A 25,895-nucleotide genomic window follows, 5' to 3' on the forward strand; every position below is an offset into this window, starting at 1 on the left:
CAACCAGATATCGGAGCCCGGGGGACTGGGCACCGCGAGACGCCGAGAGGAGGCGAGTTCAGTGTCGACGAAGACGATCACCAAAATGACCGACCCGATGTCCACCCTCGCCATGCCCGCGCGCGTCCTCGTGCCGGGTCTGGGTCTCGACGTGGCCGGCGGCAACGCCGGAGTCCTGCTGGTTGCCGAGCACTGCCTTGTCAGTGGTCGTGGCAATGCTGAGGGCACCCGTGTCGAGGCGGGTTCGTCCCGTGACTGGGCCATGTTTGTCGACGGCGGTTCGCTGTCCGACGAGCGACCGACCCAGGCACCGAAGGCAGTAGCAGCAGAAGCGGCCCATGGTCGCTATGCGGCGGTCATCGGTGCCGGAGTCGAGCAGAAGCAGCAGCAGATCATTCTGGCCACGGCCGCCGTTCGCGGCGCCGATGCCGTCCGGAAGCAGGCTTTCCGCGGGCCTGGACCCTGGAGCGAACGACCCTGACGCAACCCGTCAGTGGCGGTGCCTCCAGGGCCGCGGAAACCCAGCAACCGGGTTCCGCGGCCCTTCTGTTTTGTCCGGTACGCAAGACCCACCCAGGCCCCACGGGGCCTCCGGCCGAACTCGAACAACGAGCCCGGCCGGATCCACCAAGAAGACGAGGAAGACGCCCAAAGTGTCCACGGTCATCACGCCGCCGCCCCTCCCGTCCGTACCCGACAAGACCATCAAGGCCGACCAGGCCGACCCCCCGGAGGTAACACTCATGCAGCTCACCGCCATCGACGAGGCCGACTCGCTCGGGCAGGCCATCCCGTGCCGGGCCTTCGACCCGGAGGTCTTCTTCGCGGAGACGCCCGCCGACGTCGAGTACGCCAAGTCGCTGTGTGGCACCTGCCCCGTCAAGGCCGCCTGCCTCACCGGCGCGCTCGAGCGCCGCGAGCCCTGGGGCGTCTGGGGCGGCGAGCTCTTCGTCCAGGGCGTCGTCGTCGCCCGCAAGCGCCCCCGTGGCCGTCCGCGCAAGACCGAGGTCATGGCGTGAACCCCGCAGCCATGTCCCGCACCGCATCCGCAGCCGTCCGCCGGGGAGAGCAGCCCCGCTGGACACCGCACTGCGCGACTCGGTACGCCTCGCGGCCGCCAAGGCCGACGCCGAACTGTCCCGTCCCTTCCCGACCACGCACCACGAGCAGGACCACCACATGAACCCCGCCGGCATCGATCCGACCGTCCGCTCCGAGCAGACCACCGAACTCCAGATCCAGAACAGGACCCTCGAGATGAATCTCCTCCAAGAATCCCTGGCACGTGCGCATATGCAGGAACGCCTCCACGAGGCCGAGGAGCAACGCCTCGGCCTGCGGGTGCTGCGCGCGGACCGCCTGCGCCGCAAGGCCGAACGTGCCTCGATGCGCGCCCGCAAGGCCCTTGCCGTCGCCCTGATGTGACGGACGCTCCATCCCCGCCGGCCGGCCCCGCGCCCACGCCGGTGACCACCCCCTGAACGCCGATGGCCGACTCCCCGCCCGGGGAGCCGGCCATCGGCGCACTCCGGCCCGGCCGCCGCCGGGCCGGAGTTCCACCGCCGGCCCGGACGTCGTCTGCCCGCCCGCGGCGAATCCATGCACCCGCCCCAACTCCGCCGGGCCGTACTGCCGTTCGGTGCTCGAACGGACCGTGCGAGGATGACCCGCATGTGGTCCTCCCTCCCGCTCGGCGAGCGGCTGCGCGCAGAACTCGGCCCGCCGCGCAAGGCCCGTCGTCTGGTCAGCAGCCCGCGCTCCCGGGTCTGGCGGGCCGAACTCTCCGGCCGGCCGGTCGTGGTGAAGCAACTGGTCGACTCGCCCGGGGCCGACGACCGCTTCGCCCGCGAGACCGCCGCGCTGGCCCTGGCCGGCCTGGCCGGCCGCCCCGGCCGCCGGGTGGTGCCCGCCGTGCTCGGCAGCGACCCCGCCGCGCGCGTGCTGGTGCTCGAACGGCTGGAGGACCGCACCCCCGGCCCCGGCTGGCAGGTCGACTACGCCACCGCGCTGGCCGGGCTGCACGCCAGCGCCCCCGCCGACCTGGACGACCTCGCCGGAACGGCGCCCGGCACCGCCCTGCCCGCCTGGACCGGGCCGACCGGGCGCGACCTCGGCTGCTTCCTCGCACTGGCCCGCACTCTCGACGTGCCCGCCCCACCCGGCCTGCGCCCCGAGGCCGAGGCCCTGCTCGCCCGGCTGTCCGCCACCCCCGCCCGGCACGCCCTGCTGCACGGCGACCCCTGCCCCGGCAACGACCTGCACACCGCGGACGGCGTCCGGTTCGTCGACTTCGAGCAGTCCTCGCTCGGCCCCGGCGCGGCCGAGTTCGCCTACCTGCGGATCGGCTTCCCCACCTGCTGGTGCTCCACCGCCCCGCCCGCCGAGATCCTGGACGAGGCCGAGGCGGCCTACCGCACCGCCTGGCGCGCCGCCACCGGCACCGAGGCCGCGAGCGCCGCGGAACTCGCCGACGCCTGCGCCGGCTGGCTGCTGCGCGGCGACGCCCTCGTCCCCAAGGCCGAACGCGGCACCGCGGACCACCTGGCCCGGCTCTCCCACGGGGACTGGACCTGGGGCACCGCCACCGCGCGCCGCCGCCTGCTGCACCGCGTCCGCGCCGTCGCCGCGCTCGCCGACGCGGACACCGCCCTCCCGCTGTTCGGCCGCTTCTGCGCGACCCTCGCCACCCGGATCCGCACCGCCTGGCCCGCCGCGAGCCCCCTCCCGGCCGAGCGCCCCTGACGGGCCGTCCGGCCGGACCGGGGGCGCCCGGCGGGCGTCGCCCGGGCCGGAGGAGCTACTCGGCGCCGTCCTCGGCGAAGCCGGGGAGCCAGCGGAGCAGTTCCTCGTGCAGGCGGACGGTGGCGCCGAGCTGGCACAGGACGCCGATGGTCGAGAGCGTGACCCGGTGGATGAGCAGGTAGGAGGGCGGCAGGTTGAGCTGCTTGCCGAGGTTGTAGGCGGGGGAGCGCGGGTCGGCGATCCGGGCGGCCTGGGTGCGCATCCAGTCGCGGCTGAAGGTGAACTGCTCGGCGCGGGTGGGCTCGATGATCGGCACCAGGTAGTCGAGCACCGCGTCCGGGTCGAGCGAGATGGTGGGCCGGACGAAGCCCTCCTGCTTGAGCAGGTCGTAGACGGCGCCGGCGTCGCCCGCCAGGGCCAGCCGCAGCGAGGTGCCGATCGGGCGCGGCAGACCGCCGGGGAGGCGGTCCACGGTGCCGAAGTCGAGCACGCCGAGCTGCCAGCCGGAGGCGGCGCGGCCGGTCTTGACGAGGCGGAAGTTGCCGGGGTGCGGGTCGGCGTGCAGCAGGCCGGTGCGGGCCGGGCCGGCGAACAGGAAGCGGGCGAGCAGCTGGCCGGCCCGGTCGCGCTCCGTCCGGGTGCCGTCCGAGATCACCTGGGAGAGCGGCTTGCCCTCCAGCCACTCGGTGACCAGCACCCGCCCGGATTGGGCGACCACCCGGGGCACCAGGATGTCGGCGTCCCCGGCGAACTCCCGGGCGTGCAGCTGCTGGGACTCGGCCTCCAGCTCGTAGTCGAGCTCCTCGGTGACGCGCTCGCGCAGCTCGGCGATCAGCGGCTTGATGTCCACACCGGGGATCAGCGGGCCCAGCATCCGGGCCAGCCGGGCGAGTTGGCCGAGGTCGCTGAGCAGGGCGTCGCCCGCGCCCGGGTACTGGATCTTGACCGCGACGTCCCGGCCGTCCTGCCAGACGGCGCGGTGCACCTGGCCGATGGAGGCGGCGGCGGACGGCTGGTCGGAGAAGGACCGGAAGTTGGCGGCCCAGTCCTCGCCGAGGTCGGCGGCCAGCACCGAGTGCACGGTGCGGGTCGGCATGGCCGGGGCGGAGTCCTGGAGCTTGGTCAGCGCGGCCCGGTAGGGGCCCGCGACGTCCTCCGGGAGGGCGGACTCGAAGACCGACATGGCCTGCCCGAACTTCATCGCGCCCCCCTTCAACTTGCCGAGGGTGGCGAAGAGTTGCTCCGCGGTCTGGGCCTGGAGCTCGGCCGCGACCTCCTCCGCGGGCCGGCCGCCGAGCCGCTTGCCGAGGCCCAGGGTGGCGCGGCCGGCGAAGCTCAGCGGCAGGGCCGCCAGCCGGGCCGTCCGGGAGACCGCCTTGCGCGGCATCTCAGACATCGGCCGCCCCCGTCCGGACCGGGCCGACGGCAGCCCGGGCGGCAGCGGCCGCTCCGACGACGGCCGGGGCGCCGACGGCGGCCGGGGCCGTCACGCGGTGCGGCGCAGCAGCGCGGTGCGGCGCCGCCGCGGGGCGCGGGCGGGCGACCGGTCGCGCCGTGCCGGTCACTGCCTTGCGCGGTAGATCGCTCACCGGACCTCCTGATCAGCCGGACCACCGGCGGCCCCCCGCCGGCGGTGGTGTGCGGACTTCCGGGGCCGCCCGGCGGGCCCTCGCCGCCGGGCCCCGCACTCCGGAGGCGGTGCACCGGGCAGGAGCGTGCGGTGGATCGGCGGGGGTTCGCCGGACGGACCCGAAGGCATGTCCTAGGCCATTGTGCCCGCTTGGCCGGGCGTCACGGACTGCCAGAGGCAACCGCAGTCGGGATGGCTGCGCAGCCGCAGCCGCCGCACCATGCCGTCCGCCGCGGACAGTTCGCACCAGCCGTCCACGCTGGGCGGCAGCACGCCGTCCAGGTAGAGCTGGACGTGCAGCGCGGCGAGCCCGGCGACGGAGGCGGCGACGGCGCTGTCGCAGGCCGGGACGCGGGGCCGGCCGGGGCCCTCGTCGATCAGCTGGGCGAGCAGCCGGGGCCAGGCCTCGTCCTGGTCGCGCCGGGCCAGGGTGGCGCAGCTGCCGCAGGCGGAGGCGCCGGGGACGACCAACGGGCCGACCACGCCGAGGTGTTCGAGCACCCCGGTGTACAGGTGCGGGATGCCGGCGCGCATCAGCTCCTGGGCGTCGACGGCCGCGCCGGTGTACGCGGCGGAGCCGTCCCGCGGGGCGAGCACCACCAGGGCGGGCGGTGGGGGAGTGGCGGGCGGCCGCCGGTAGCGCTCGCCGACCGGGGCGCCGGTGGCGCGGTGCACCAACTCGCGGGCGGCGGTGGCGCGCAGCCGCCCGATGTCGCCGGGCGGGAAGCCGCCGGGCGCGCAGTCCCGGGCGGCGACCCGGCCGCGGTCGAGCACCGCGACCTCGCCGATGCCGCCGGCGGCCAGCGCGGTGCCGACGGCGGCGCCGACCCGGCCGGCGCCGCGCACCTCGACCCGGGCCCGGGCCCGGCTGTGCAGCACGGCGGCGGCCTCGCCGGGCGCGGGGTGCACCAGGGAGAGCGAGGACAGGTCGGGGCCGAGCAGCTCGCCGCGGGCCGCCGGGTACAGCTTCAGCGCGCCGTGCACGGCCTCGGCGTCGTCCAGCAGTTCGCTCTGCGCGAGCGAGTCGAGCATGCCCTGGCAGTACTCGGCGCTCAGGCCAAGCCGCTGCCCGGCGCTGACCAGGGCGGGCCCGTCCCGGCTGCCGTCGATCAGTTCCAGGAACATGGCGAGCCTCCGGTCGACGCCCTCGATCAGCCGGGCGTGCCGTCGGACGGTGCCGAACTGCAGGGTCTGCTTCTCCCGCCAGAGCCGGGACAGGGCGGGCTTGAGGACGGGGCGCATGCGGGGCCTCCAAACGTCGGTCTCCGGTGCCCCGGACGAAGCTTCCGGCCGCAGCAACGGATCAACTGGTGACCGCAGCTTGCCCCCGACCCTCCGTACACGGAAACGCGTTGTCCACAGCCCCGGGGTGATCGTCGGATCATCACCGTGCACAGCCTGTGGACAACGCGGCCGGGTGGTCCCCGGGGCCGCGCCGTCCCGGTACCGGACTTCTGTCGCGGCTACGGGGTAACGTCCTGTGCCATGGCAGCCGAACGGGACTCCCATCGGTCGGCGTCGCGTCGGCGCGCCCGGGCAGCCTCCGGGTCCACGACCGCGGCGCCCGGCGCGCATGCCAGCACCGAGGCCGAACGGTCCCGCGGGCCCGAGCGGGGGATCGACCGCAGCAAGGTCGAGGTGCGCCGCAGCGCCCGGCGCAGCCGCACCGTCTCCGCGTACCGCGAGGGCGACCGCACCGTGGTGCTGATCCCGGCCCGGATGTCGCACGCCGAGGAGCAGCGCTGGGTGGCGCAGATGCTCGACAAGCTGGCCGCGCAGGAGAAGCGCCGGGTGCTCGGCGACGAGGCGCTGCAGGCCCGGGCCTCCGAGCTGTCCCGGCTGTACCTGGACGGCCGCGCCGAGCCCGAGCACGTCCGCTGGGTGACCAACCAGAACTCCCGCTGGGGCTCGTGCACCCCCAGCGAACGCACCATCCGGCTCTCCCACCGCCTCCAGGGCATGCCGGAGTACGTGGTGGACTACGTGCTGCTGCACGAGCTCGCGCACCTGCTGGTCCCCGACCACGGCCCCCGGTTCTGGGCGCTGCTGGACGCCTACCCGCGCACCGAGCGCGCCCGCGGCTACCTGGAGGGCGTCGCCTCCGCCGCCCGCCTGCCGCACATCCCGGGCGCCCGGAACACCTGAGCCCGCACCCGGAGCGCCCGGTCCGCTGTCCGGAACGACGCGACCCCCGCCGGCCCGTCCGGGCCCGCAGGGGTCGCAGCAGTCAGGTGCAGCAGCAGGCGTGACTAGACCAGCGCCCGGGCCCGCGCCACCAGGTCGCGCACCGAGCGGTCGGTGTCGGCCGGCAGCTCGTCCCAGCCGAACCAGCGCAGGTCCAGCGACTCCTCGCTGATCAGCTCGCGCGCCCCGGCCGGGGCCAGGGCGACGTACTGCACGTCCAGGTGGACGTTCTCGGGCTTGTCCTTGCCCAGGCAGCGCACGTGGTGCCGGTCCAGCTTCACCGGCGCGGTGCGGCCGTCGACGGCGAGCAGCTCCAGGGCGGCGATGCCGGACTCCTCGACGGCCTCGCGCAGGGCCGCCGCGGCCAGCGTCCCGTCGCCGGGCTCGCAGTGGCCGCCCATCTGCAGCCACCTGCCGACCTTGGGGTGCAGCGTCAGCAGCACCCGCCCCTCGGCCGGGTCGACCACCAGGGCGCTGGCGGTGATGTGGCCGGGCAGGCAGGCCCGCCACAGGCCGTCGGGGTTGGCCGCCAGGTGCGTCAGGTAGTCGCGGCGGAGCGCCTGCTGGTCGTCGCCGTCGGGCGTCCAGTCGGTCAGCGCGCGGACGGCGTCGGTGTGCAGGGACGTCACTTGGCGTCGCCCTCCGGGCCGTCCTGGTCGCCGTCCCGGTCCGCGGCGGGTCCGTCGGCGGCGTCCTTGCCGGTGCCCGGGCCTCGGCGTCGCCCTTGGTCGGGTCGGCCTTGCCGGTGCCCGGCGCGTCGGCGTCGCCCTTGGTCAGGTCGGCCTTGCCGGTGCTGCCGCCGGCGGCCTCGCCGAGCAGCTTGTTCAGCGCGTCGAAGTCGAAGCCGCCCTCGGTCTCGGCGGAGGTGTCGCGGTGCACGAAGCCGTCCGGGTCGTCCAGGTCGGCGGCGGTGGGGAGCATGTCGGGGTGGCTCCACAGCGCGTCGCGGCCCTCGACGCCGCGGGCGTCGGCGAGCGAGGCCCACAGCCGGGAGGCGTCGCGCAGGCGGCGGGGGCGCAGTTCGAGGCCGACCAGGGTGGCGAAGGTCTGCTCGGCGGGGCCGCCGGTGGCGCGGCGGCGGCGGAGCGTCTCGCGCAGCGCGGCGGCGTGCGGCAGGTGCGGCGCGGCGGCGGCGTGCACGACGGCGTCGACCCAGCCCTCGACGAGGGCGAGCGCGGTCTCCAGCCGGGCCAGCGCGGCCTTCTGGGCGGGGGTGTCCTCGGGCTGCAGCAGGCCGCCGGCCAGCGCCTCCTGGAGGGCCTCCGGGTTGGTGGGGTCGAGCTGGCCGACCAGCTCCTCCATCCGGGAGGTGTCGACCTTGATGCCGCGGGCGTAGGCCTCGACCGCGCCGAACAGGTGCGCCCGCAGCCACGGCACGTGGGCGAACAGGCGCTGGTGGGCGGCCTCGCGCAGGGCCAGGTAGAGCCGGACCTCCTCGGACGGCACGTTCAGCCCGTCGCCGAACTCGGCGATGTTCTGCGGCAGCAGCGCGGCCTTCCCGGCGGGCGCCAGCGGCAGGCCGACGTCGGTGGAGCCGAGCACCTCGGCGGCCAGCGCGCCGAGCGCCTGGCCGATCTGGGTGCCGAACATGGCGCCGCCCATGGATCGCATCATGCCCATCAGCGGGCCGGCCATGGCCTGCATCTCCTCGGGCAGCACGCCGCCCATGGCGTTGCCGACCCGCTCGGCGACCGGGTCGACCAGGTCCTTCCAGACCGGCAGGGTGGCCTCGATCCACTCGGCGCGGCTCCACGCCACGGCCGCGGAGGAGGTGGACGGGAACTCGGTCGCCGAGTCCAGCCACAGGTCGGCCAGCCGGACCGCCTCGGTGACGGCGGTGCGCTCGGCGGCGCCCACCGAGCGGTCCTTGGTCTTCCCCTCGGGCTGCTCGGCGACGACGGTCTGCCGGGCGATGTTCTTGGCCAGCTCCCAGTTCACCGGGCCGCCCTCGAACGAGAGCATCTGCCCGAGCTGCTGGAACGCCGCGCCCAGGTCGTTGGGGTTGAAGCCGCCCATCATCGCGGCGAACGGATTGTCCCCGCCCTGCCCGCCGCCGGGGCCGCCCATGCCGAACAGCGCCCCGAAGGGGTTTCCGGCGCCGAAGCCGAACGGCTGCTGCGGGGTCGAGTCGCCCTGCTCGCCGTCCTTCTTGCCCTTGTTCTTGCCGTCCTCGGGCTCCTCGGGGGGAACGCCGAATCCGAAGGGGAGGTCGCTCACGGGGTCCTCGATCTGATCGGCCGTCACGCGGGTGGTGTGGCGGGAAATTCTGCCGCCCGGAGGCTCCGGGCGGTTTCAATGGTCTCGCGGCCGACCGCGCCGGGTGCACCGCTGGGGCCGAGCCTCGGGCAGGATGGACAGTGCGTGACACTCGTACGTACGCACTTAAGCTAACCGTGGAGGATGGCCGGTGAGTTCCCCGCCTTCGGACGTTCGCTCTGGGCTGACCGAGGGCGAGGACGCGCCGGCCGACGCCGGTTCGCCGACTCCAGCCTACGGCGGCAAGCCGCTGACCGTGGCCGTCACCGGCGCGGCGGGCGTGCTCGGCGAGCGCGTCGCCCAGCGCCTGGTGGCCTCCCCGCACGTGCGCCGGGTGCTCGCGGTGGACGACCGCCGCGGCGAGGTCCCCGGCGTGCAGTGGCGGGTGCTGGACGTGCGCGACCCGGCGGTCGCCGAGCGGCTGTCCGGCGTCGACGTGGTGGTGCACCTGGCGATGGACCTCGGCATGGAGTCCGACCCGCGCACCCGCAGCGCCTACAACGTGCGCGGCGCGCAGACCGTGGTCACCGCCGCCGCGGCGGCCGGCGTGCACCGGGTGGTGCTGTGCACCTCCGCGATGGTCTACGGCGCGCTGGCCGACAACGAGGTCCCGCTGGCCGAGGACTCCGAGCTGCGGGCCACCGAGGAGGCCTCGCTGGTCGGCGACCTGCTGGAGATCGAACGGCTCGCCCGCCGCGCCCCGCGCGCCCACCCGGGCCTGCAGATCACCGTGCTGCGCCCGGCGGTGGTGGTCGGCCCCGGCATCGACACCGTGCTCACCCGCCACTTCGAGGCCCCGCGGCTGCTGGTGGTGGCCGGCTCCCGCCCGTGCTGGCAGTTCTGCCACCTGGACGACCTGGCCTCGGCGCTGGAGTACGCGGCGCTCGGCCTGGTCGAGGGCGAGGTGACGGTCGGCTGCGACGGCTGGCTGGAGCAGGAGGACGTGGAGGAGCTGTCCGGGATCCGCCGGATGGAACTGCCCGCCTCGCTGGCGCTGGGCACCGCGGCCCGGCTGCACCGCCTCGGCCTGACCCCGGCCCCGGCCGGCGACCTCGCCTACACCATGTACCCGTGGGTGGTGTCCGGCAGCCGCCTGCACGAGGCGGGCTGGCGGCCGAAGCACACCAACGAGGAGGTGCTGGCCGAGCTGCTCGCCCAGGTCGCCGGCAAGCACGCGGTGGCCGGGCGCCGGCTGGGCGGCAAGGAGGCCGCGACCAGCCTGGGCGCGGCCGGCGCGACGGTCGCCCTGATCGGCACAGCGGCGCTGGTCCGCCGGGCGCGCAAGCACCGCCGGATCTGACCGGCGCCGCACGCCGGTCCGACAAGATCCGAAAGAGAGGGCCTGGCCCCCGGCGGCGATGCGGAATGATGGGGCCATGTCCGAGAACCACGACCCGATCCGGCTGCTCGCGATCCGCGAGACCCCGCTCTCGTTGGACGAGGTGCACGCCGCGGTCGGCGACGACGCGGCGGGCGGCACCACGCTGTTCGTCGGCACGGTGCGCGACCACGACGGGGGCAAGCCGGTCGAGGCGCTGGAGTACAGCGCCCACCCGACCGCGGTGCGGGAGCTGCGCCGGATCGCCGAGAAGATCTGCGCGGACTTCCCGGTCCGGGCGCTGGCGGCGGTGCACCGCACCGGCCGGCTGGCGATCGGCGACGTCGCGGTGATCGTCGCGGTCTCCTGCCCGCACCGCGGGGAGGCGTTCGAGGCCTCGCGGCGGCTGATCGACGAGCTCAAGCACGAGGTGCCGATCTGGAAGCACCAGGTGTTCGCGGACGGCGAGGAGGAGTGGGTCGGCGCGGGCTCCTGCTGACCCGGCGGGTCCGTTCCACGCCCCGCTCGTTCCCCGTTCGGCCGTACCCCGGGACGGTGAGCGCGCCACGCGTCCCGTAACCCGGACACCGCACGCGCCGTTCCCCCTGCTGGCGGTTAATCTGCTGATACACATGACGAGCCTGTGGGGAGTTCGAAAATGGCTGCGCTCGCCTGGTTGATCATTCCTGTGGTGGCCGGACTGCTGGCCTCGGTGTGGGCGGGGTGGGCGGCGCGACCGCCGCGATCCATCACCGACCCGTCCTCGCTCGCCGAGCACGAACGGTTCCGCGCCGCGATGGAACGCAACAGCGGCACCCGGCACACCGGCGGCGAATAGCCCGCCGGCACGCCGGACGAGGGGGAGTGTGCGGGCGCACCGGCTGTACACCGGGCCCCGCACTTCCCGTACTGTCGTGCCATGCCACGCCGATCGGCGACCATGCTCGCCGCCACCCTGCTGCTGATAGGCCTGCTCTGTGCCTCGGTCCTGATGAAGGTGCCGTTCACCGAGATGAGCCCGGGGCCGACGTACAACACCCTCGGCGTGCAGGACAAGACGGGCACCCCGGTGATCACCATCACCGGCCGCGAGACCTACCCGACCACCGGTCACCTCAACATGACGACGGTCCAGGTCACGGGGGCGAACTACCAGCCCAGCCTGGTCTCCGCGATCGTCGGCTGGATGCGCGGCGACGTGCTGGTGGTGCCGCACGACAACGTGTACCCGAAGGGCCAGACCGACCAGGAGGCCCAGCAGCAGAACGCCGAGGAGTTCGCCTCCTCCGAGGACAGCGCGAAGACCGCCGCCCTCAAGCAGCTGGACATCCCGGTCACCACCGAGATCATCGTCTCCTCGGTGGTCTCCGGCGGGCCGTCCGAGGGCAAGCTGCACGCGGGCGACCAGATCGTCGCGGTGGACGGGGTGGCGATCACCAGCCGCGGCCAGGTCGCCGAGCAGGTGATGAAGCACAAGCCCGGCGAGACCGCCGTCTTCACCGTGGTCCCGCACGCCAAGGCCGGTCCGACGCCGAACCCGGCGGACGAGGTGCAGGTGCCCATCACCACCGCCAAGGCACCGGACGAGGACCGGGCGATCGTCGGCATCACGCCCGGCGTCGACCACGTCTACCCGTTCAAGATCGACATCGGCCTGCAGGACGTCGGCGGTCCGAGCGCCGGCCTGATGTTCGCCCTCGGCATCGTCGACAAGCTCACCCCCACCGACCTCACCGGCGGCAAGTTCGTGGCGGGCACCGGCACCATCGACGACGACGGCGCGGTCGGGCCGATCGGCGGCATCCAGATGAAGCTGATCGCCGCCCGCGACAAGGGCGCCGAGTACTTCTTCACCCCCGCGGACAACTGCGCCGAGGCGACGCAGGGCACGCCCTCCGGCCTCACGCTGGTCAAGGTCGACAACCTGGCGGGGGCGGTCAAGGCGCTCGACTCGATCCGGAGCGGGGACCGGGCGGCGCTGCCCGCCTGCACCAAGTAGCGGAACGGCGGCGGGGCCGCGGACGGGAGCTCCCGTCCGCGGCCCCGCCGCTTTCCCCGGTCCGCCTACTGGAAGGTGGCGAGCAGGGCCTGGGTCAGGTTGGGGACCAGGTCCGGGCCGGTGAGGACCTCGCGGGGGCTGTCCTTCTCGCGCAGGCGCAGGGCGATCTCGCGGGCGCCGTCGCGCAGGACCGCGGCGGTGATGCGGACCTCCTGGCGCTGCGGGTGGGAGGCGACCCAGTCGTTGATCTCCTGCTCGGTGGCGTTCTTCGGGCGGGAGGACTCGGCGCCGGGCGGGAGCATCAGGCGCTCGACCACCAGGGCGCAGCCGACCACGCCGTCGGGCCAGGCGATGGTGCCGAGGAAGCGGTCGAGCTCGGTGCCCGGGGGGATCTCCTCCTGCTCGACCGGGGTGAGGCCGGTCGGGTTCTCGTCCAGGCCGAGCTGCGTGGCGAGCCGCGGGTTGGCCTTGCGCATCTGGGCGTTGTCGACCAGGGCGAACAGGCGGGCGGGGAGGTCCCAGCCGAGGGTGGCGGCGTGCTCGTCGATCTCCAGCGCGGCCCGGGTGAGCGGGGTGGCGGCGGGCATGCCGGCGGCGGCGGAGGTCAGGTCAGGGGAGTCGGACATGGGGCCATCCTCACATGTCCGGGGGGGCCGTCTCCAACTCCGACGCATTGTCCGGGAACTCCGGTAAAGACTGTTTAAGTTGCACTGGAGACCGGTGCGTGCCCGTCCACGGCGCGGCATCGTGATCCCCAACGACGACAACAGCTGAGGTGGCATCTTGACCTTCCAGATGCCGGATCGAACAGGTCCGGGTTTTCGAGCGAGAGTCGGGCCGCCGTCCCGCCGGGCGAAGGTGCTGCTGCTGACGGCCGGTGTGCTGGCCGCGCTGTTCCTGCTGTTCGTCATGTTCGCGGGGCTGTGGACGGACTGGCTGTGGTTCAGGTCGGTCTCGTACGGCTCGGTGTTCACCTCGCAACTGGGCGCGAAGGCCGGCCTGTTCGCGGTGTTCGGGCTGCTGATGGCACTGGTGGTCGGGTTCAACCTGTGGCTGGCGTACCGGCTGCGGCCGCCGCTGGCCGCGATGTCGGTGGAGCAGCAGAGCCTGGACCGCTACCGGATGGGCGTGGCGCCGTTCCGCAAGTGGCTGCTGATCGGCCTGTCGCTGCTGGTCGGCCTGGCGGCCGGCGCCGCCGCGGGCGCGCAGTGGCGGACCTGGATGCTGTGGCTCAACGGCACCCCGTTCGGGCAGCAGGACAGCCAGTTCCACCTGGACGTCTCGTTCTACGCCTTCGACCTGCCCTGGTACGAGTTCCTGCTGGGCTTCGCGTTCAGCGCGGTGATCGTGTCGCTGATCGCGGCGACGGCCGTGCACTACCTGTACGGCGGCCTGCGGCTGCAGGGCCCGGGCCGTCGGGCGAGCGCCGGGGCGCAGGGTCATCTGGCCGTGCTGCTGGGCGTGTTCGTGCTGCTGAAGGCGGTGGCGTACTGGCTGGACCGGTACGCGCTGGCGGTGAAGAGCGAGGCGTACAAGGGCGTCGACGGCTGGACGGGCCTGCGGTACGTGGACGCGAACGCGTTCCTGCCGGCCAAGACGATCCTGTTCTTCGTGGCGATCATCTGCGCGGCGCTGTTCTTCCTGACGCCGATCCGGCGGACCTGGGCGCCGGCGCTGATCGGCTTCGGGCTGATGGCGCTGTCGGCGGTGCTGGTCGGCGGGCTGTACCCGGCGATCGTGCAGCAGTTCCAGGTCAAGCCGAACGAGCAGGCCAAGGAGACGCCGTACATCCAGAAGAACATCGACGCGACCCGGCAGGCCTACGGCATCGCCGACGCCGATGTGACGCAGTACAAGCCGACCGATTCCACCAACCCGGAGAAGCTGAAGCAGGACGCGCAGACCATCTCCGACATCCGCCTGCTGGACCCGAACGTGGTCTCGCCGACGTTCCAGCAGAACCAGGCGCTGCGGCAGTACTACGCCTTCCCGAAGACGCTGGACGTCGACCGGTACGGCGACCAGGACACCGTGCTGGGTGTCCGTGAGCTGGACCTGACGGGCGTTCAGCAGCGCAACTTCATCAACGACCACTTCAAGTACACCCACGGGTACGGCGTGGTCGCCGCCAAGGGCAACCAGGTCGACGCCAACGGCAACCCGGTCTACACCCAGCAGTCGCTGCCGACCACCGGCTCGATGGGCGACTACCAGCAGCGGGTGTACTACGGCGAGAAGTCCACCACGTACTCGGTGGTCGGCCCCGGCATGGACGAGATCGACTACACCCGCGACTCCGACCCGGACCGGACGTACCAGTACACCGGCGGCAGCGGCGTCTCGCTGGACAACCCGCTGACCCGGGCCGCGTACGCGGTGAAGTTCGCCGAGCCGCAGCTGCTGTACTCGGGCGCGATCAAGGACGGCGCGAAGATCCTCTACGACCGCACCCCGAAGGAGCGGGTGGAGAAGGTCGCGCCGTGGCTGTCGATCGACGCCGACCCGTACCCGGTGGTGGAGGACGGCCGGCTGGTGTGGGTGCTGGACGGCTACACCACCTCCGACGGCTTCCCGTTCTCCTCCAAGACGGTCCTCGGCGACGCCACCAAGGACTCGCTGACCGACCAGCGCGGCCGCACCCTGACCGCCGTCAACGAGGTCAACTACATCCGCAACTCGGTGAAGGCCACGGTCGACGCGTACACCGGCGAGGTGACGCTCTACCAGTGGGACGAGGCCGACCCGGTGCTGAAGACCTGGATGAAGGCGTTCCCGGGCTCGGTCCAGCCGAAGGCGGACATCCCGGCGGCGCTGCTGCCGCACCTGCGCTACCCGCAGGACATGTTCAAGGTGCAGCGCGACCTGCTCGGGATGTACCACATGACGGACGCCACGGCGTTCTTCAACGGCACCGACATCTGGGAGGTGCCGGTCGACCCGACCGTCAACGCCGACGAGGTGCAGCCGCCGTACTACCTGACGGTGCGGATGCCGGACGCCAAGGAGGCCAGCTTCTCGCTGACCACCTCGTTCGTGCCCTCCGGCCGGAAGAACCTGGCCGCGTTCATGACCGCGGACGCCGACCCCGGGCCGGACTACGGAAAGCTCCGGATCCTGCGGATGACCTCCGACTCCGGCGCGCTCGGCCCGGCGCTGACCCAGGCGAAGTTCAACTCCGACACCGACGTCGCCCACCAGCTCACCCTGCTGCGCAACGGCGCCGACTCCGACGTGGTCTACGGCAACCTGCTGACCCTGCCGGTCGGCGGCGGCATCCTCAACGTGGAGCCGGTCTACCTGGTGGCGCGCGGCGCGAAGGTGCCGGTGCTGAAGAAGGTGCTGGCGGTGTACGGCGACCACAACGTGGCGCTGGAGGACACCCTGGACAAGGCGCTGGCGAAGGTGCTCGGAAACGCCGCCGGCGGGGCCACCACCCCGACCGCCCCGGCCGACCCGGGCGGCACCACGCCGACCGCGCCCACCACGCCCACCACGCCGACGACGCCCGCACCGGGCGCCAACCCGGCGCTGGACAAGGCGCTGGCGGACGCCCAGAAGGCGTTCACCGACGGCCAGACCGCGCTGAAGAACGGCGACTGGGCGGCGTACGGGCAGGCCCAGCAGGCGCTGCAGAAGGCGCTGAACGAGGCGCTGGCGGCCGAGCCGAAGGCCGGGGCCACCCCGGCGCCGTCGGGTCAGCCGTCCGGTTCGCCCGCGCCGTCACCCGGCGGCTGAGCTGGGCAAACCGATTTGTTGGTCCACCCCGCGATCGTGCTACAGTGGTTTCACCGACGCGGGGTGGAGCAGCTCGGTAGCTCGCTGGGCTCATAACCCAGAGGTCGCAGGTTCAAATCCTGTCCCCGCTACTCAGTAGCGAAAGGCCCGGAGGCATCAGCCTCCGGGCCTTTGCCGTTCCCGTTCGCCATTCCTCGGTGCAGACCCGTTGACACCCTCACTGGTCCAGTCCAATCTGAGTCGTGCCCATGACGAGCGGCCCCCACCGCCCGCCTCGTGGCGCTGCAACACGCATGCCAGCAACGGGAATTGATCGTGTTCTGCTTCCGTCTGCCGCTCTCCCCCGACCGGGTGTCGGACGGTGTTCCTGCATCCCCACGTGACAGGAGAGGCACATCCGCATGCACCGCAACAACCGAAGGGTCTGGGCCGTCACGGCCGCGGCCGCCACCCTGCTCGCCGGGGCGATGTCGCTGTTGGGCGCCCCCGACGCGACCGCCGGACCGGCCAACACCACCGGAGCCCCCGCCACCAGCGGCGGTCTGAAGATCGCCTACTTCGACCAGTGGTCGATCTACCAGAACGCCTACTACCTGAAGAACGTCGACACCAACGGCATGGCCGGGAAGCTCGACTACCTGCTGTACGACTTCGCCAACATCCACCCCACCGACCTGACCTGCTTCGAGGCCAACTCGGCGGCCTCCCAGGACGAGAACAACCCGAACGCCGGCGACGGCGCGGGCGACTACTACGCCGACTACGCGAAGACCTTCGCCAACGGCAACAGCGTCGACAACACCACCGACACCTGGAACCAGCCGCTGGCCGGCAACTTCCACCAGCTCCAGGAGCTGAAGGCCAAGTACCCGAAGCTGAAGGTGCTGCTGTCGGTCGGCGGCTGGACGTACTCCAAGTACTTCTCCGACGCGGCGGCCACCGACGCCTCCCGCAAGAAGTTCGTCTCCTCCTGCGTCGACATGTTCATCAAGGGCAACCTGCCCGCCCAGGGCGGCTACGGCGGCCCCGGCACCGGCAAGGGCATCTTCGACGGCTTCGACATCGACTGGGAGTACCCGGGCGGCGGCGGCCACACCGGCAACCACGCCTCGCCCAACGACAAGCAGAACTTCACCGCGCTGCTCGCCGAGTTCCGCAACCAGCTCAACACCCAGGGCGCCGCCGACGGCAAGACCTACGCGCTCAGCGCCGCCCTGCCGGCCGGCCAGGACAAGATCCAGTACATCGAGACCGACAAGATCGCCCAGTACCTGACCTTCGCCGACCCGATGACGTACGACATGCACGGCGGCTGGGAGGCGCAGGGCCCGACCAACCACCAGACGCCGATCTACCAGAACCCCAACGACCCGTCGAACAACGTGCCGCCGGGCAACGCCAAGTACTCCATCGACGAGGCGATCAAGGCGTACACCGTCGGCGACCCCTCGTACGGCATCCCCGGCGGGTTCCCGGCCAACAAGCTGAACATGGGCGTCCCGCTGTACTACCGCGGCTGGACGGGCGTGGCGGCCGGCGCCAACCACGGGCTGTTCCAGCCGGCCAGCGGGCCCGCGCAGGGTGCGCCGAACTCCGGCAACGTCGCGGGCGTCCGGATGTACAAGGAACTGCTCGGCGTCGTCGACAACCCCGGCTACACGTACTGGGACCCGGCCTCGCAGGCCTCGTACTTCTACGACGGCACCACCTTCTGGTCCGGTGAGACCGCCAAGTCCATCCAGGCCAAGATGGACTACGCGCACTGCAACGGCCTCGGCGGCTCGTTCGTGTTCTCGCTGTACGACGACCCGAACGCGGTGCTGCTCAACTCGCTGGTGACGGCGACCAACGGCTCGGCCGCCAACTGCCCGGCGCCGCCCGCCTCGCCCTCGCCGAGCGCGAGCAGCAGCACCGGCACCAGCCCGTCCCCGTCCACCTCGACGTCCTCCTCGCCGAGCGGCTCCCCGTCCGGCTCGCCCTCGGGCAGCCCGTCCTCCTCGCCGTCCGGGCCCGGCGGCGGGATCGTCGCCAACCCCGGCCTGGAGTCCGGCGCGCTCAGCCCGTGGACCTGCGCCGGCAGCGGCGGCAGCGCGGTCCCCGGCGGCCACACCGGCTCGTACGCCCTGCAGGGCAACGCCGGCGCCGGCGACACCGCGCAGTGCCAGCAGACCGTGACCGTCAAGCCGAACACCACGTACACGCTGTCCGCGTGGGTGAAGGGCAACTACACCTACCTCGGCGTCACCGGCTCCGGCGCGGACAGTTCGACCTGGACCCCCGGCGGGAGCGCGTGGACGCAGCTGTCCACCAAGTTCACCACCGGCGCCTCGGTCACCTCGGTGACCGTCTGGGTGCACGGCTGGTACGGACAGGGCGCCTACCAGGCGGACGACTTCACCGTCAGCTGACCGATCGTCACCACTCTTGCAGCGAAGGCCCGGAGGGAAACGCCCTCCGGGCCTTCGCCCTTGCGTGCGCGGAGAGTTGATCGACTCCGGTACGATGCGTGGCCGGGGTTTGTGGCGCCCAGTGTCGGGAAATCGACAAAGCGCTGAAGCAATCTCGCCGGGCTTCGGCCCCGCTCCGCCAAAACGGACGGAGCAGGTGTACGAGGGTTGCGGGTGATGCGACGATGGACCACGAGGGGGACGCGGCACGGCCATTGACGGGCCGTCCGATCCGGCGTGACCCCTGGGGGTACCACCCCGGGCCGACGGCCGGGGGCGAATGCCGCGACACTCGGGGGGAGCGGGAGTCGGCATGAAACTCATCGGCAGGAACGGGACAGGAGAACGACTGGCGGCCAGCAGCACCACGGACACCGACACCGGTGCCCGACCCACCGCCCAGTCGGGCACCAGCCTGCCCGCACAGCGCACCACCGCCGGCAACGGCGGCCTCGCCGCGTCCGGCTACGGCCCCGACAGCCTCGTCCACCTGACCGCCGACCAGGTCGTCGCCACCGCCCCCGCCCGCGACCTGCTGGAGAGCGACGACGGCGCCGACAGCTTCGAAACCGCCCTCGCCGCCCGCGAACAGGCCGCCCTCGAAGCCCGCCACCGCGGCTCCGCCGACGCCGGCGACCCCGGTGCCGCCAGCCAGCTCGGTGCCCTCCTGCTGCGCCGCGGCGACCTCCAGGACGCCGAGCCCTACCTGCGCACCGCCGCCGCCGCCGGCCTGCGCGCCGCCGCCAACAACCTCGGCGTCCTGCTCCACCAGCAGGGCCACCGCGCCGAAGCCGCCCAGTGGTGGCGGCAGGCCGCCGTCGCCGGCTCCGCGCCCGCCGCCCACGCCCTCGGCCTGCAACTGCGCGACCAGGGCGAGGAGGAAGCCGCCGAGTACTGGCTGCACTTCGCCGCCGAACAGGGCCACCCGCTCGGCGCGTACGCGCTCGGCGACCTGATGGAACACCGCCGCGACGTCCGCGCCGAACGCTGGTTCAAGGCCGCCGCCGACTCCGGCCACCGCGAAGCCGCCTACCGCCTCGCCCGGATGCGCGAGGCCGCCGGCGACAAGGAGACCGCCGAGACCTGGTACCGCACCGCCGCCGCCCGCAGCCACGCCCGCGCCGCGCTCCGCCTCGGCGTCCTGCTCGAAGCCCGCGGCGACCTCGACGAAGCCGCCCGCTGGTACCGGCAGTCCGCGCAGAACGGCGAAGCCCGCGCCGCCTGCGCGCTCGGCTTCCTGCTCCGCGACGCCGGCGACCCCACCGCCGCCGCCGAATGGTGGCAGGAGGCCGCCGAGGCCGGCGACGGCACCGCCGCCAACGCCCTCGGCGCCCTGCACGCCGGCCGCGGCGAGAACGCCGTCGCCGAACGCTGGTACCGCGCCGCGCTCGACGCCGGCGACCACAACGGCGCGTTCAACCTCGGCCTGCTGTGCGCCGGCGCCGGCCGCGACACCCAGGCCGAGCAGTGGTACCGCCGCGCCGCGTACGCCGGACACCGCGAGGCCTGCAACGCGCTCGCCGTCATGCTGCTCCAGCGCGGCGACGAGTCCGGCGCCGAACCCTGGTTCTCCAAGGCCGCCGAAGCCGGCTCCGTCGACGGCGCGTTCAACCTCGGCGTGCTGCACGCCGGCCGCGGCGAGACCCGGCAGGCCCAGGAGTGGTACGCCCGCGCCGCCGCCGAGGGCCACGGCGAAGCCGCCCTGCAGCTCGCCGTCGTCCAGGAGCAGCGCGGCAACCTCACCGGTGCCCTCGACCGCTACCGGCAGGCCGCCGAGGGCGGCTCCGCGGAGGGAGCGTTCCGGCTGGCCTCGCTCCTCGACCGGCGGGGCGACGCCGACGCGGACGCCGAACACTGGTACGCCGTCGCGGCCGACACCGGGCACCTGCGGGCGCAGGTGCGGATGGGCGTCCGGGCCGCCGAACGGGGAGCGCTGCAGATCGCCGAGAGCTGGTACCGGCGCGCCGCCGAGGGCGGGAGCCGCAGCGCGGCCTTCAACCTCGGGCTGCTGCTGGCCCGCCAGGACTCCGAGGCCGAGGCGATGCTCTGGTACACCCGCGCCGCGGACGCCGGCCACGGCCGGGCGGCCCTCCGGCTGGCGCTGCTGGCGCTCCGCCGGGGGGAGGCCGTGCAGGCCGAGAACTGGTGCCGGCGGGCGGCCGAGTACGGGCCCGCGGAGGTCGCGGAGCGGGCGGGACGGCTGCTGGAAGCGATGACCGCGGAGCTCAGCGCGTAGCGGGAGCACACGTCGGGGATGCCGCGGCAGGTGCAGGTCGATGTCCTGCGTCGCGGTCCTTCCGACGGGCGCGTTCCCCTTCGCGCGGCTCCCCGCGCCCCGGTCGGTGCGCTCCCCGGGTCGCGCTAGACGCTCAGCGAGCGCAGCGCCGCTTCGTGGAGGATGCCGTTGGTGGCGACCGCGTCCGCGCCGGTGGGGCCGTCGATGCCGTCGAGGCCGGTGAAGCGGCCGCCGGCCTCCTGGACGACGATGCACGGGGCGGCCATGTCCCAGAGGGAGAGCTCGGGTTCGGCGGCGATGTCGACGGCGCCCTCGGCGACCATCATGTAGGACCAGAAGTCGCCGTAGGCCCGGGTGCGCCAGCACTTGCGGGTGAGGTCGAGGAAGGCGTCGAGGCGGGCCCGTTCCTCCCAGCCGCTGAGGGAGGAGAAGGAGAGCGAGGCGTCGGCGAGGCGGGAGACCTTGGAGACGTGGATGCGCTGGGCCTTGGCGAGGCTGCGGCCGGCGAACGCGCCGAGTCCCTTCGCGGCCCACCAGCGGCGGCTGAGCGCCGGGGCGGAGACGATGCCGACGACGGGCGCGAACTCGCCGTCGGGCTGCTCCTCGAGGAGGGCGACCAGGGTGGCCCAGACCGGGACGCCGCGGACGTAGTTCTTGGTGCCGTCGATCGGGTCGATGACCCAGCGGCGCGGGCCGGAGCCCTGCAGGCCGTACTCCTCGCCCATCACCGCGTCGCGCGGGCGGGCTCGTTGCAGGACGGAGCGGACGAGTTCCTCGGCGGCCTTGTCGGCGTCGCTGACCGGCGTCAGGTCGGGCTTGGTCTCGACCTTCAGGTCGAGCGCCTTGAAGCGTTCCATGGTCACCGAGTCGGCCGAGTCGGCGAGGACGTGGGCGAGTCGGAGGTCGTCGTGGTAGTCGGCCATGCCCCGAACCCTAGCGGACTCAGTGACCCGAGCCGCTGAGCTGAAGGCCGATCACACCCGCGATGACCAGGCTGACCGAGACCAGCTTGAGGGTGGAGGAGGACTCGTCCAGGAAGACGATCCCGTAGAGCGCGGTGCCGGCCGCGCCGATGCCGGTCCACACCGCGTAGGCGCTGCCCACCGGGAGGGTCTTCAGGGAGAGGGTGAGCAGCCCGAAGGAGCCGAGCGCGAAGAGGCAGAAGCTGATGGTGGGCCAGAGCTTGGTGAAGCCGTGGCTGAGCTTGAGGTTGACCGCGAATCCCGTTTCCAGCAGACCGGCGAGGATCACCATGGCCCATGCCATCGGGTTGACTCCCTGTCAGATAGGACGGTGTGACCTTCCTATCGTTACCCAGTGGGCAGGGCCGGGCGACTCGTCGGCCGATGAACTCTCAGTCCCCCTCGTGGGCTTCCTTGGTGGCGAGCAGGCGGCGCAGCGAGTACAGCCGGGCCGGGTCGGCGTGGCCGTCGGCGACCCAGGCGTCCAGCGCGCAGTCCGGCTCGTCGTGGGAGCAGGCGCGGGGGCAGTCCTCGGTGCCGGGCTCCAGGTCGGGGAAGGCGTGGATGACCCGGGACGGGTCGATGTGGGACAGGCCGAAGGACCGGAAGCCGGGGGTGTCGATCACCCAGCCCGGGTCGAGGGCCTTACGGGACCCGGGCTTCGCACCGGGCGGCGGCGGCAGCCGCAGCGCGAGCGCGGAGACGGTGGTGTGCCGGCCGCGGCCGGTGACGGCGTTGACGTGGCCGGTGGTCCGCTGCTGGTCCGGGACGAGCGCGTTGACCAGGGTGGTCTTGCCGACGCCGGAGTGCCCGATGAACACGGTGGTCTTCCCGCGCAGGTACTCCCGGACGGCCTCCGCGCCGGCGGTGGCCAGCTCGTCGTGCCGGGTCACCACGTAGTCGATGCCGAGCGGCGCGTACGACTCCAGCAGCTCGTCGGCCGGCGCCAGGTCGGACTTGGTGAGCACCAGCAGCGGCTCCATCCCGGCGTCGTACGCGGCGACCAGGCAGCGGTCGATCAGCCGGGGGCGGGGCTCCGGGTTGGCGAGCGCGGTGACGATGGCCAGCTGCTCGGCGTTGGCGACGACGATCCGCTCGTACGGGTCGTCGTCGTCCGCGGTGCGGCGCAGCACCGAGGTGCGCTCCTCGACCCGGACGATCCGGGCCAGCGTGTCGGGGGCCCCGGAGAGGTCGCCGACCAGGTTGACGACGTCGCCGACGACGACGCCCTTGCGGCCGAGTTCGCGGGCCTTCATCGCGGTGACCAGGCGTTCGTCCCTGGTACCGCCGTCGACCAGGCAGGTCATCCGGCCCCGGTCCACGGTGAGGACCATCGCCGCGTCGGCGTCCTCGTGCTTGGGCCGGATGCGGGTGCGGGGCGGGAGCCCCGGCGGCCCGGGCGGCTGCGGATGTCGTCCTCGTCGGCGTCCTTGCCGTAGCGGCGCATGCTCGTGATCCCCCGTCAGCCCTGGCCGAGGAGGTCGGCCCACATCTGCGGGAAGTCCGGCAGGGTCTTCGCGGTGGTCGCCACGTTCTCCACCAGGACGCCGTCCACCACCAGGCCGAGGACGGCGGCGGCGGTGGCCAGCCGGTGGTCCTCGTAGGTGTGGAAGACGCCGCCGTGCAGCGGGCGGGGCCGGATCCGCAGGCCGTCCTCGGTCTCCGAGACGTCGCCGCCCAGGTCGTTGATCTCCTTGGCGAGCGCGGCCAGCCGGTCCGTCTCGTGCAGGCGCAGGTGGGAGATGCCGTACAGGTGGGACTCGGAGTCGGCGAGAGCCGCGACCGCGGCGATCACCGGCGTCAGCTCGCCGACGTCGTGCAGGTCCACCTCGATGCCGTGGATCTTGCCGGTGCCGGTGAACTCCAGCCCCTCGTCGACGAATTGGCAGGACCCGCCCATCGCGGTGTAGATCTCGCGGAGCTGGTCGCCGGGCTGGTAGGTGTGCTTGGGCCAGTCCCGGACGACGACCCGGCCGCCGGTGGCGAGGGCCGCGGCGAAGAACGGGGCGGCGTTGGACAGGTCCGGCTCGACGACCAGGTCGCGGCCGATCAGCGCGCCCGGGGTGACCCGCCAGACGTCCTTCTCGCCGCCGTCCTCGGGCGCGTCGACCTGGCCGCCGGCCTTGCGGATCATGTCGACGGTCATCCGGATGTGCGGCAGTGAGGGCACCGTCGCGCCGACGTTCCGGATCTCCACGCCGTTGTTGAAGCGGGCGCCGGAGAGCAGCAGCGCCGAGATGAACTGGGAGGACGAGGAGGCGTCCACGTCGACCTGGCCGCCGTCCAGCGCGCCGGCGCCGTGCACGGTCAGCGGGAAGCCGCCGCGGCCGCCGTCGTCGATCCGGGCGCCGAGGGTGCGCAGCGCGTCGATCACGCCGTGCTGCGGGCGCTCGTGGCTGCGCGGGTCGCCGTCGAAGTGCACCGGGCCGTCCGCGAGGGTGGCCAGCGGGGGCAGGAAGCGCATCACCGTGCCGGCGTTGCCGACGTCCACCTGGGCGGGGCCGCGCAGCTGCTCGGCCGGGATGATCCGCCAGGCCTCGCCGCCGCCGGTGCCGCCGGACGCGGCGTTGACCGTCTCCTCGACCGTCACGCCCAGGGCGCGCAGGCCGTCCGCCATCAGCTGCGAGTCGCGGCTGCGCAGCGGGCGGCGCACCCAGCCCGGGCCGTCGGCGAGGGCGGCCAGCACCAGCGCGCGGTTGGTCGCGGACTTCGAGCCGGGGATGGTCACGGTCGCGTCCACGGCGGCGGTGGCGACGGGAGCGGGCCACAGGGGTTCGGTCATGCCGCCCAGTCTATGAGGACCGGCCCCGCTACCGGGGCAGCAGCCAGGCCGTTCCCAGCCCCAGGCAGGCCAGCGCCACCACCAGGAACAGCGCCACCCAGGCCGTCGCCGGCACGCCCGTCAGCCGGGCCAGCTGGTCGGCGTCCGAGCCGGGCGCGCCGCCGTACCGCCGGGCGGAGAACAGCTCGACGATCGGACGCACCCCCGCCAACAGGAGGAACCACACGCCCAGGTAGGCGAAGGCGCCCTGCCACTCCGGCGTCCCGTACCAGGACACCGCGACGAACGCGCCGCCGGTCGCCAGCACCGCGAGCACCCCGAACAGGTTGCGCAGGGTCAGCAGCATCGCCGCCAGCAGCACGATGCCCACCCACAGCAGGACGGTGATCCGGCCCGCCGCCAGCAGCGCCGCCCCGCCCAGGCCCAGCAGCGGGGGCGCCGGGTAGCCGGCCGCGGCGGTCAGCACCATGCCCGGGCCGGTCGCCCGGCCCGAGGACACCGTCAACCCGGAGGTGTCCGAGTGCAGCCGGATCCCGGAGAGCCGCCGGCGGGTCAGCAGCGCCGTCACGCCGTGGCCGCCCTCGTGCGCGATGGTCACCACGGTGCGGCTCAGCCGCCACACCGGGCGCAGCGCCACCGCCAGCAGTGCCACCGCCGCGGCGCCCCACACCAGCCAGTCCGGCGGGTCGGGCTGCACGGCCGTGATCCGGTCCCACAGTCGCACGAAGTCCATCTCGGCCGGCCTCCGATCACCGTCGCTTCCCGTCGCCCGGGCGGGCAGCCTCCCACGGAAGGACGGGCGGCCGGTAGCCGCCGGTTCTCCGGCCCGGGCGGTTCTGGCAAGCTGAACGGCATGTGCGGCCGCTTCGCCTCCTCCACGGACCCCGCCGAACTGGTCCGGCACTTCGGCGTCCGGCAGTGGGACCCGACCGAGACGATCGCCCCGAGCTGGAACGTCGCGCCGACCGCGCGCGCCTACGCCGTGCTGGACCGGGCGCCGCGCGGCGAGCGCCGGCCGGTGCGTCAACTGCGGGTGCTGCGCTGGGGGTTGGTGCCCGCCTGGGCGAGCGGCCCGGAGAGCGCGGCGAAGATGGTCAACGCCCGGGCGGAGACCGTCCACGAGAAGCCCGCCTACCGGCAGGCGTTCGCGTCCCGGCGCTGCCTGATACCGGTCGACGGCTACTACGAGTGGCAGACCGCCCCCACCGACGACGTCTCCCGCCCGCCCCGCCGCCCCTACTTCGTCTCGCGCGCCGACGGCGCCCCGCTCGCGCTGGCCGGCCTGTACGAGTTCTGGCGCAACCGGCAGGTGCCCGGCGACCACCCGGACGCCTGGCTGGTGACCTGCACCGTCGTCACCACCGCCGCCGAGCCGCTGCTCGCGCCGGTGCACGAGCGGATGCCGCTGTACCTCGGCCCGGACCGCTGGGACGCCTGGCTCGACCCGCACGCCGAGAGCGCCGACCTCACCCCGCCGCCGCCCGGCGACCTGCGCATCCACGCCGTGCCCGACGAGGTCGGCTCGATCCGCAACAACCATCCGGGCCTGACCCGGCGACTCACCGAGGACGACCTCACCACGCTGTTCTGACGCCGTCCCCTCT

General features: G+C 73.5%; 21 protein-coding genes, 1 tRNA gene and 2 pseudogenes. 14 read left to right on the top strand and 10 right to left on the bottom strand.

Annotation, left to right across the window (positions count from 1 at the left end; genetic code table 11):
- Positions 1 to 61 precede the first annotated feature (61 nt).
- From KCH_RS22850 to KCH_RS22865, 4 genes are all read left to right on the top strand, one after another.
- Positions 62 to 481 carry a hypothetical protein gene (locus KCH_RS22850; protein ID WP_157032160.1) on the top strand — a complete coding sequence of 140 codons (420 nt, stop codon included), beginning with the start codon at positions 62 to 64 and terminating at the stop codon, positions 479 to 481.
- Between the two features lie 223 nt (positions 482 to 704).
- Positions 705 to 1,019: a WhiB family transcriptional regulator gene (locus tag KCH_RS22855; protein WP_051654023.1), complete on the top strand. Its 315-nt coding sequence runs from the start codon at positions 705 to 707 to the stop codon at positions 1,017 to 1,019.
- Positions 1,020 to 1,179: 160 nt separating this feature from the next.
- Positions 1,180 to 1,425: a hypothetical protein gene (locus KCH_RS44800; RefSeq protein WP_035865758.1), complete on the top strand. Its 246-nt coding sequence runs from the start codon at positions 1,180 to 1,182 to the stop codon at positions 1,423 to 1,425.
- A gap of 246 nt (positions 1,426 to 1,671) precedes the next feature.
- Positions 1,672 to 2,742, top strand: coding sequence for a protein kinase family protein (locus KCH_RS22865; RefSeq protein ID WP_035865760.1), 1,071 nt, complete (start codon positions 1,672 to 1,674; stop codon positions 2,740 to 2,742).
- Between the two features lie 55 nt (positions 2,743 to 2,797).
- Here KCH_RS22865 and KCH_RS22870 read toward each other — a convergent pair whose 3' ends face one another.
- Both KCH_RS22870 and KCH_RS47290 read right to left on the bottom strand, forming a co-directional pair.
- Entirely contained in the window at positions 2,798 to 4,138 is a 1,341-nt protein-coding gene (locus tag KCH_RS22870) for an ABC1 kinase family protein (protein WP_035865762.1), read from the bottom strand.
- Positions 4,139 to 4,504: 366 nt separating this feature from the next.
- Positions 4,505 to 5,614 carry a ThiF family adenylyltransferase gene (locus KCH_RS47290; protein ID WP_035865764.1) on the bottom strand — a complete coding sequence of 370 codons (1,110 nt, stop codon included), beginning with the start codon at positions 5,612 to 5,614 and terminating at the stop codon, positions 4,505 to 4,507.
- 243 nt (positions 5,615 to 5,857) lie between these two features.
- Here KCH_RS47290 and KCH_RS22880 point away from each other — a divergent pair, with 243 nt between their 5' ends.
- Positions 5,858 to 6,517: a M48 metallopeptidase family protein gene (locus tag KCH_RS22880; RefSeq protein ID WP_035865767.1), complete on the top strand. Its 660-nt coding sequence runs from the start codon at positions 5,858 to 5,860 to the stop codon at positions 6,515 to 6,517.
- 104 nt (positions 6,518 to 6,621) lie between these two features.
- On the opposite strand, the gene KCH_RS22885 is transcribed toward KCH_RS22880, so the two are convergent.
- Positions 6,622 to 7,185 (bottom strand): NUDIX hydrolase, encoded by a 564-nt coding sequence (locus KCH_RS22885; protein WP_035865770.1) that lies wholly within the window; start codon positions 7,183 to 7,185, stop codon positions 6,622 to 6,624.
- Positions 7,186 to 7,273: 88 nt separating this feature from the next.
- A pseudogene (locus KCH_RS39945) lies at positions 7,274 to 8,773 on the bottom strand (zinc-dependent metalloprotease); the annotation flags it as partial.
- 190 nt (positions 8,774 to 8,963) lie between these two features.
- On the opposite strand from KCH_RS39945, the gene KCH_RS22900 reads away from it, so the two are divergent.
- The 4 genes from KCH_RS22900 (at position 8,964) to KCH_RS22915 (ending at position 12,129) form a co-directional block, all read left to right on the top strand.
- Positions 8,964 to 10,112 carry an NAD-dependent epimerase/dehydratase family protein gene (locus tag KCH_RS22900; protein ID WP_035865779.1) on the top strand — a complete coding sequence of 383 codons (1,149 nt, stop codon included), beginning with the start codon at positions 8,964 to 8,966 and terminating at the stop codon, positions 10,110 to 10,112.
- 76 nt (positions 10,113 to 10,188) lie between these two features.
- The gene (locus tag KCH_RS22905) at positions 10,189 to 10,629 is read left to right on the top strand and encodes a molybdenum cofactor biosynthesis protein MoaE (RefSeq protein WP_084223875.1); all 441 of its coding nucleotides are present in this window, start codon (positions 10,189 to 10,191) and stop codon (positions 10,627 to 10,629) included.
- A gap of 159 nt (positions 10,630 to 10,788) precedes the next feature.
- Positions 10,789 to 10,968 (top strand): hypothetical protein, encoded by a 180-nt coding sequence (locus KCH_RS22910; RefSeq protein ID WP_035865785.1) that lies wholly within the window; start codon positions 10,789 to 10,791, stop codon positions 10,966 to 10,968.
- An 81-nt stretch (positions 10,969 to 11,049) separates the two neighbouring features.
- A complete protein-coding gene (locus tag KCH_RS22915) occupies positions 11,050 to 12,129 on the top strand; it encodes a YlbL family protein (protein WP_035865788.1) in 1,080 nt (359 codons plus the stop codon).
- Between the two features lie 65 nt (positions 12,130 to 12,194).
- Here the strand turns inward: KCH_RS22915 and KCH_RS22920 are convergent, their stop codons facing one another.
- The gene (locus KCH_RS22920) at positions 12,195 to 12,755 is read right to left on the bottom strand and encodes a PPA1309 family protein (protein WP_208865977.1); all 561 of its coding nucleotides are present in this window, start codon (positions 12,753 to 12,755) and stop codon (positions 12,195 to 12,197) included.
- Between the two features lie 169 nt (positions 12,756 to 12,924).
- On the opposite strand from KCH_RS22920, the gene KCH_RS22925 reads away from it, so the two are divergent.
- The 4 genes from KCH_RS22925 (at position 12,925) to KCH_RS22940 (ending at position 20,547) form a co-directional block, all read left to right on the top strand.
- Positions 12,925 to 15,864: a UPF0182 family membrane protein gene (locus KCH_RS22925; RefSeq protein WP_084224249.1), complete on the top strand. Its 2,940-nt coding sequence runs from the start codon at positions 12,925 to 12,927 to the stop codon at positions 15,862 to 15,864.
- A 57-nt stretch (positions 15,865 to 15,921) separates the two neighbouring features.
- Positions 15,922 to 15,995 (top strand) — tRNA-Met (locus KCH_RS22930).
- A 270-nt stretch (positions 15,996 to 16,265) separates the two neighbouring features.
- Positions 16,266 to 18,272 (top strand): glycosyl hydrolase family 18 protein, encoded by a 2,007-nt coding sequence (locus KCH_RS22935; RefSeq protein ID WP_035865791.1) that lies wholly within the window; start codon positions 16,266 to 16,268, stop codon positions 18,270 to 18,272.
- 352 nt (positions 18,273 to 18,624) lie between these two features.
- Entirely contained in the window at positions 18,625 to 20,547 is a 1,923-nt protein-coding gene (locus KCH_RS22940) for a tetratricopeptide repeat protein (RefSeq protein WP_244305407.1), read from the top strand.
- Positions 20,548 to 20,672: 125 nt separating this feature from the next.
- On the opposite strand, the gene hisN is transcribed toward KCH_RS22940, so the two are convergent.
- The 5 genes and pseudogenes from hisN to KCH_RS22965 form a co-directional block, all read right to left on the bottom strand.
- Positions 20,673 to 21,470, bottom strand: coding sequence for a histidinol-phosphatase (hisN, locus tag KCH_RS22945; protein ID WP_035865794.1), 798 nt, complete (start codon positions 21,468 to 21,470; stop codon positions 20,673 to 20,675).
- Positions 21,471 to 21,489: 19 nt separating this feature from the next.
- Positions 21,490 to 21,813 carry a DMT family transporter gene (locus KCH_RS22950; protein ID WP_035865797.1) on the bottom strand — a complete coding sequence of 108 codons (324 nt, stop codon included), beginning with the start codon at positions 21,811 to 21,813 and terminating at the stop codon, positions 21,490 to 21,492.
- A gap of 88 nt (positions 21,814 to 21,901) precedes the next feature.
- A pseudogene (gene rsgA / locus KCH_RS22955) lies at positions 21,902 to 22,956 on the bottom strand (ribosome small subunit-dependent GTPase A).
- A gap of 15 nt (positions 22,957 to 22,971) precedes the next feature.
- Positions 22,972 to 24,291, bottom strand: coding sequence for a 3-phosphoshikimate 1-carboxyvinyltransferase (aroA, locus tag KCH_RS22960; RefSeq protein ID WP_035865799.1), 1,320 nt, complete (start codon positions 24,289 to 24,291; stop codon positions 22,972 to 22,974).
- A 28-nt stretch (positions 24,292 to 24,319) separates the two neighbouring features.
- A complete protein-coding gene (locus tag KCH_RS22965; protein ID WP_035865803.1) occupies positions 24,320 to 25,024 on the bottom strand; it encodes a M50 family metallopeptidase in 705 nt (234 codons plus the stop codon).
- A 120-nt stretch (positions 25,025 to 25,144) separates the two neighbouring features.
- On the opposite strand from KCH_RS22965, the gene KCH_RS22970 reads away from it, so the two are divergent.
- Positions 25,145 to 25,882, top strand: coding sequence for an SOS response-associated peptidase (locus tag KCH_RS22970; RefSeq protein WP_035865806.1), 738 nt, complete (start codon positions 25,145 to 25,147; stop codon positions 25,880 to 25,882).
- Positions 25,883 to 25,895 lie beyond the last annotated feature (13 nt).

Source organism: Kitasatospora cheerisanensis KCTC 2395, from assembly GCF_000696185.1.
GTDB lineage: Bacteria > Actinomycetota > Actinomycetes > Streptomycetales > Streptomycetaceae > Kitasatospora > Kitasatospora cheerisanensis.

What these genes read in the sequence shown, in the direction of transcription:
- KCH_RS44800 (WP_035865758.1), top strand. Translation starts at nt 1,180, where the DNA reads ATGAACCCCGCCGGCATCGATCCGACCGTCCGCTCCGAGCAGACCACC.
- KCH_RS22865 (WP_035865760.1), top strand. Translation starts at nt 1,672, where the DNA reads ATGTGGTCCTCCCTCCCGCTCGGCGAGCGGCTGCGCGCAGAACTCGGC.
- KCH_RS22870 (WP_035865762.1), bottom strand. Translation starts at nt 4,138, where the DNA reads ATGTCTGAGATGCCGCGCAAGGCGGTCTCCCGGACGGCCCGGCTGGCG.
- KCH_RS47290 (WP_035865764.1), bottom strand. Translation starts at nt 5,614, where the DNA reads ATGCGCCCCGTCCTCAAGCCCGCCCTGTCCCGGCTCTGGCGGGAGAAG.
- KCH_RS22880 (WP_035865767.1), top strand. Translation starts at nt 5,858, where the DNA reads ATGGCAGCCGAACGGGACTCCCATCGGTCGGCGTCGCGTCGGCGCGCC.
- KCH_RS22905 (WP_084223875.1), top strand. Translation starts at nt 10,189, where the DNA reads ATGTCCGAGAACCACGACCCGATCCGGCTGCTCGCGATCCGCGAGACC.
- KCH_RS22910 (WP_035865785.1), top strand. Translation starts at nt 10,789, where the DNA reads ATGGCTGCGCTCGCCTGGTTGATCATTCCTGTGGTGGCCGGACTGCTG.
- KCH_RS22915 (WP_035865788.1), top strand. Translation starts at nt 11,050, where the DNA reads ATGCCACGCCGATCGGCGACCATGCTCGCCGCCACCCTGCTGCTGATA.
- KCH_RS22920 (WP_208865977.1), bottom strand. Translation starts at nt 12,755, where the DNA reads ATGTCCGACTCCCCTGACCTGACCTCCGCCGCCGCCGGCATGCCCGCC.
- KCH_RS22925 (WP_084224249.1), top strand. Translation starts at nt 12,925, where the DNA reads ATGCCGGATCGAACAGGTCCGGGTTTTCGAGCGAGAGTCGGGCCGCCG.
- KCH_RS22935 (WP_035865791.1), top strand. Translation starts at nt 16,266, where the DNA reads ATGCACCGCAACAACCGAAGGGTCTGGGCCGTCACGGCCGCGGCCGCC.
- KCH_RS22940 (WP_244305407.1), top strand. Translation starts at nt 18,625, where the DNA reads ATGAAACTCATCGGCAGGAACGGGACAGGAGAACGACTGGCGGCCAGC.
- hisN (WP_035865794.1), bottom strand. Translation starts at nt 21,470, where the DNA reads ATGGCCGACTACCACGACGACCTCCGACTCGCCCACGTCCTCGCCGAC.
- KCH_RS22950 (WP_035865797.1), bottom strand. Translation starts at nt 21,813, where the DNA reads ATGGCATGGGCCATGGTGATCCTCGCCGGTCTGCTGGAAACGGGATTC.
- aroA (WP_035865799.1), bottom strand. Translation starts at nt 24,291, where the DNA reads ATGACCGAACCCCTGTGGCCCGCTCCCGTCGCCACCGCCGCCGTGGAC.
- KCH_RS22965 (WP_035865803.1), bottom strand. Translation starts at nt 25,024, where the DNA reads ATGGACTTCGTGCGACTGTGGGACCGGATCACGGCCGTGCAGCCCGAC.
- KCH_RS22970 (WP_035865806.1), top strand. Translation starts at nt 25,145, where the DNA reads ATGTGCGGCCGCTTCGCCTCCTCCACGGACCCCGCCGAACTGGTCCGG.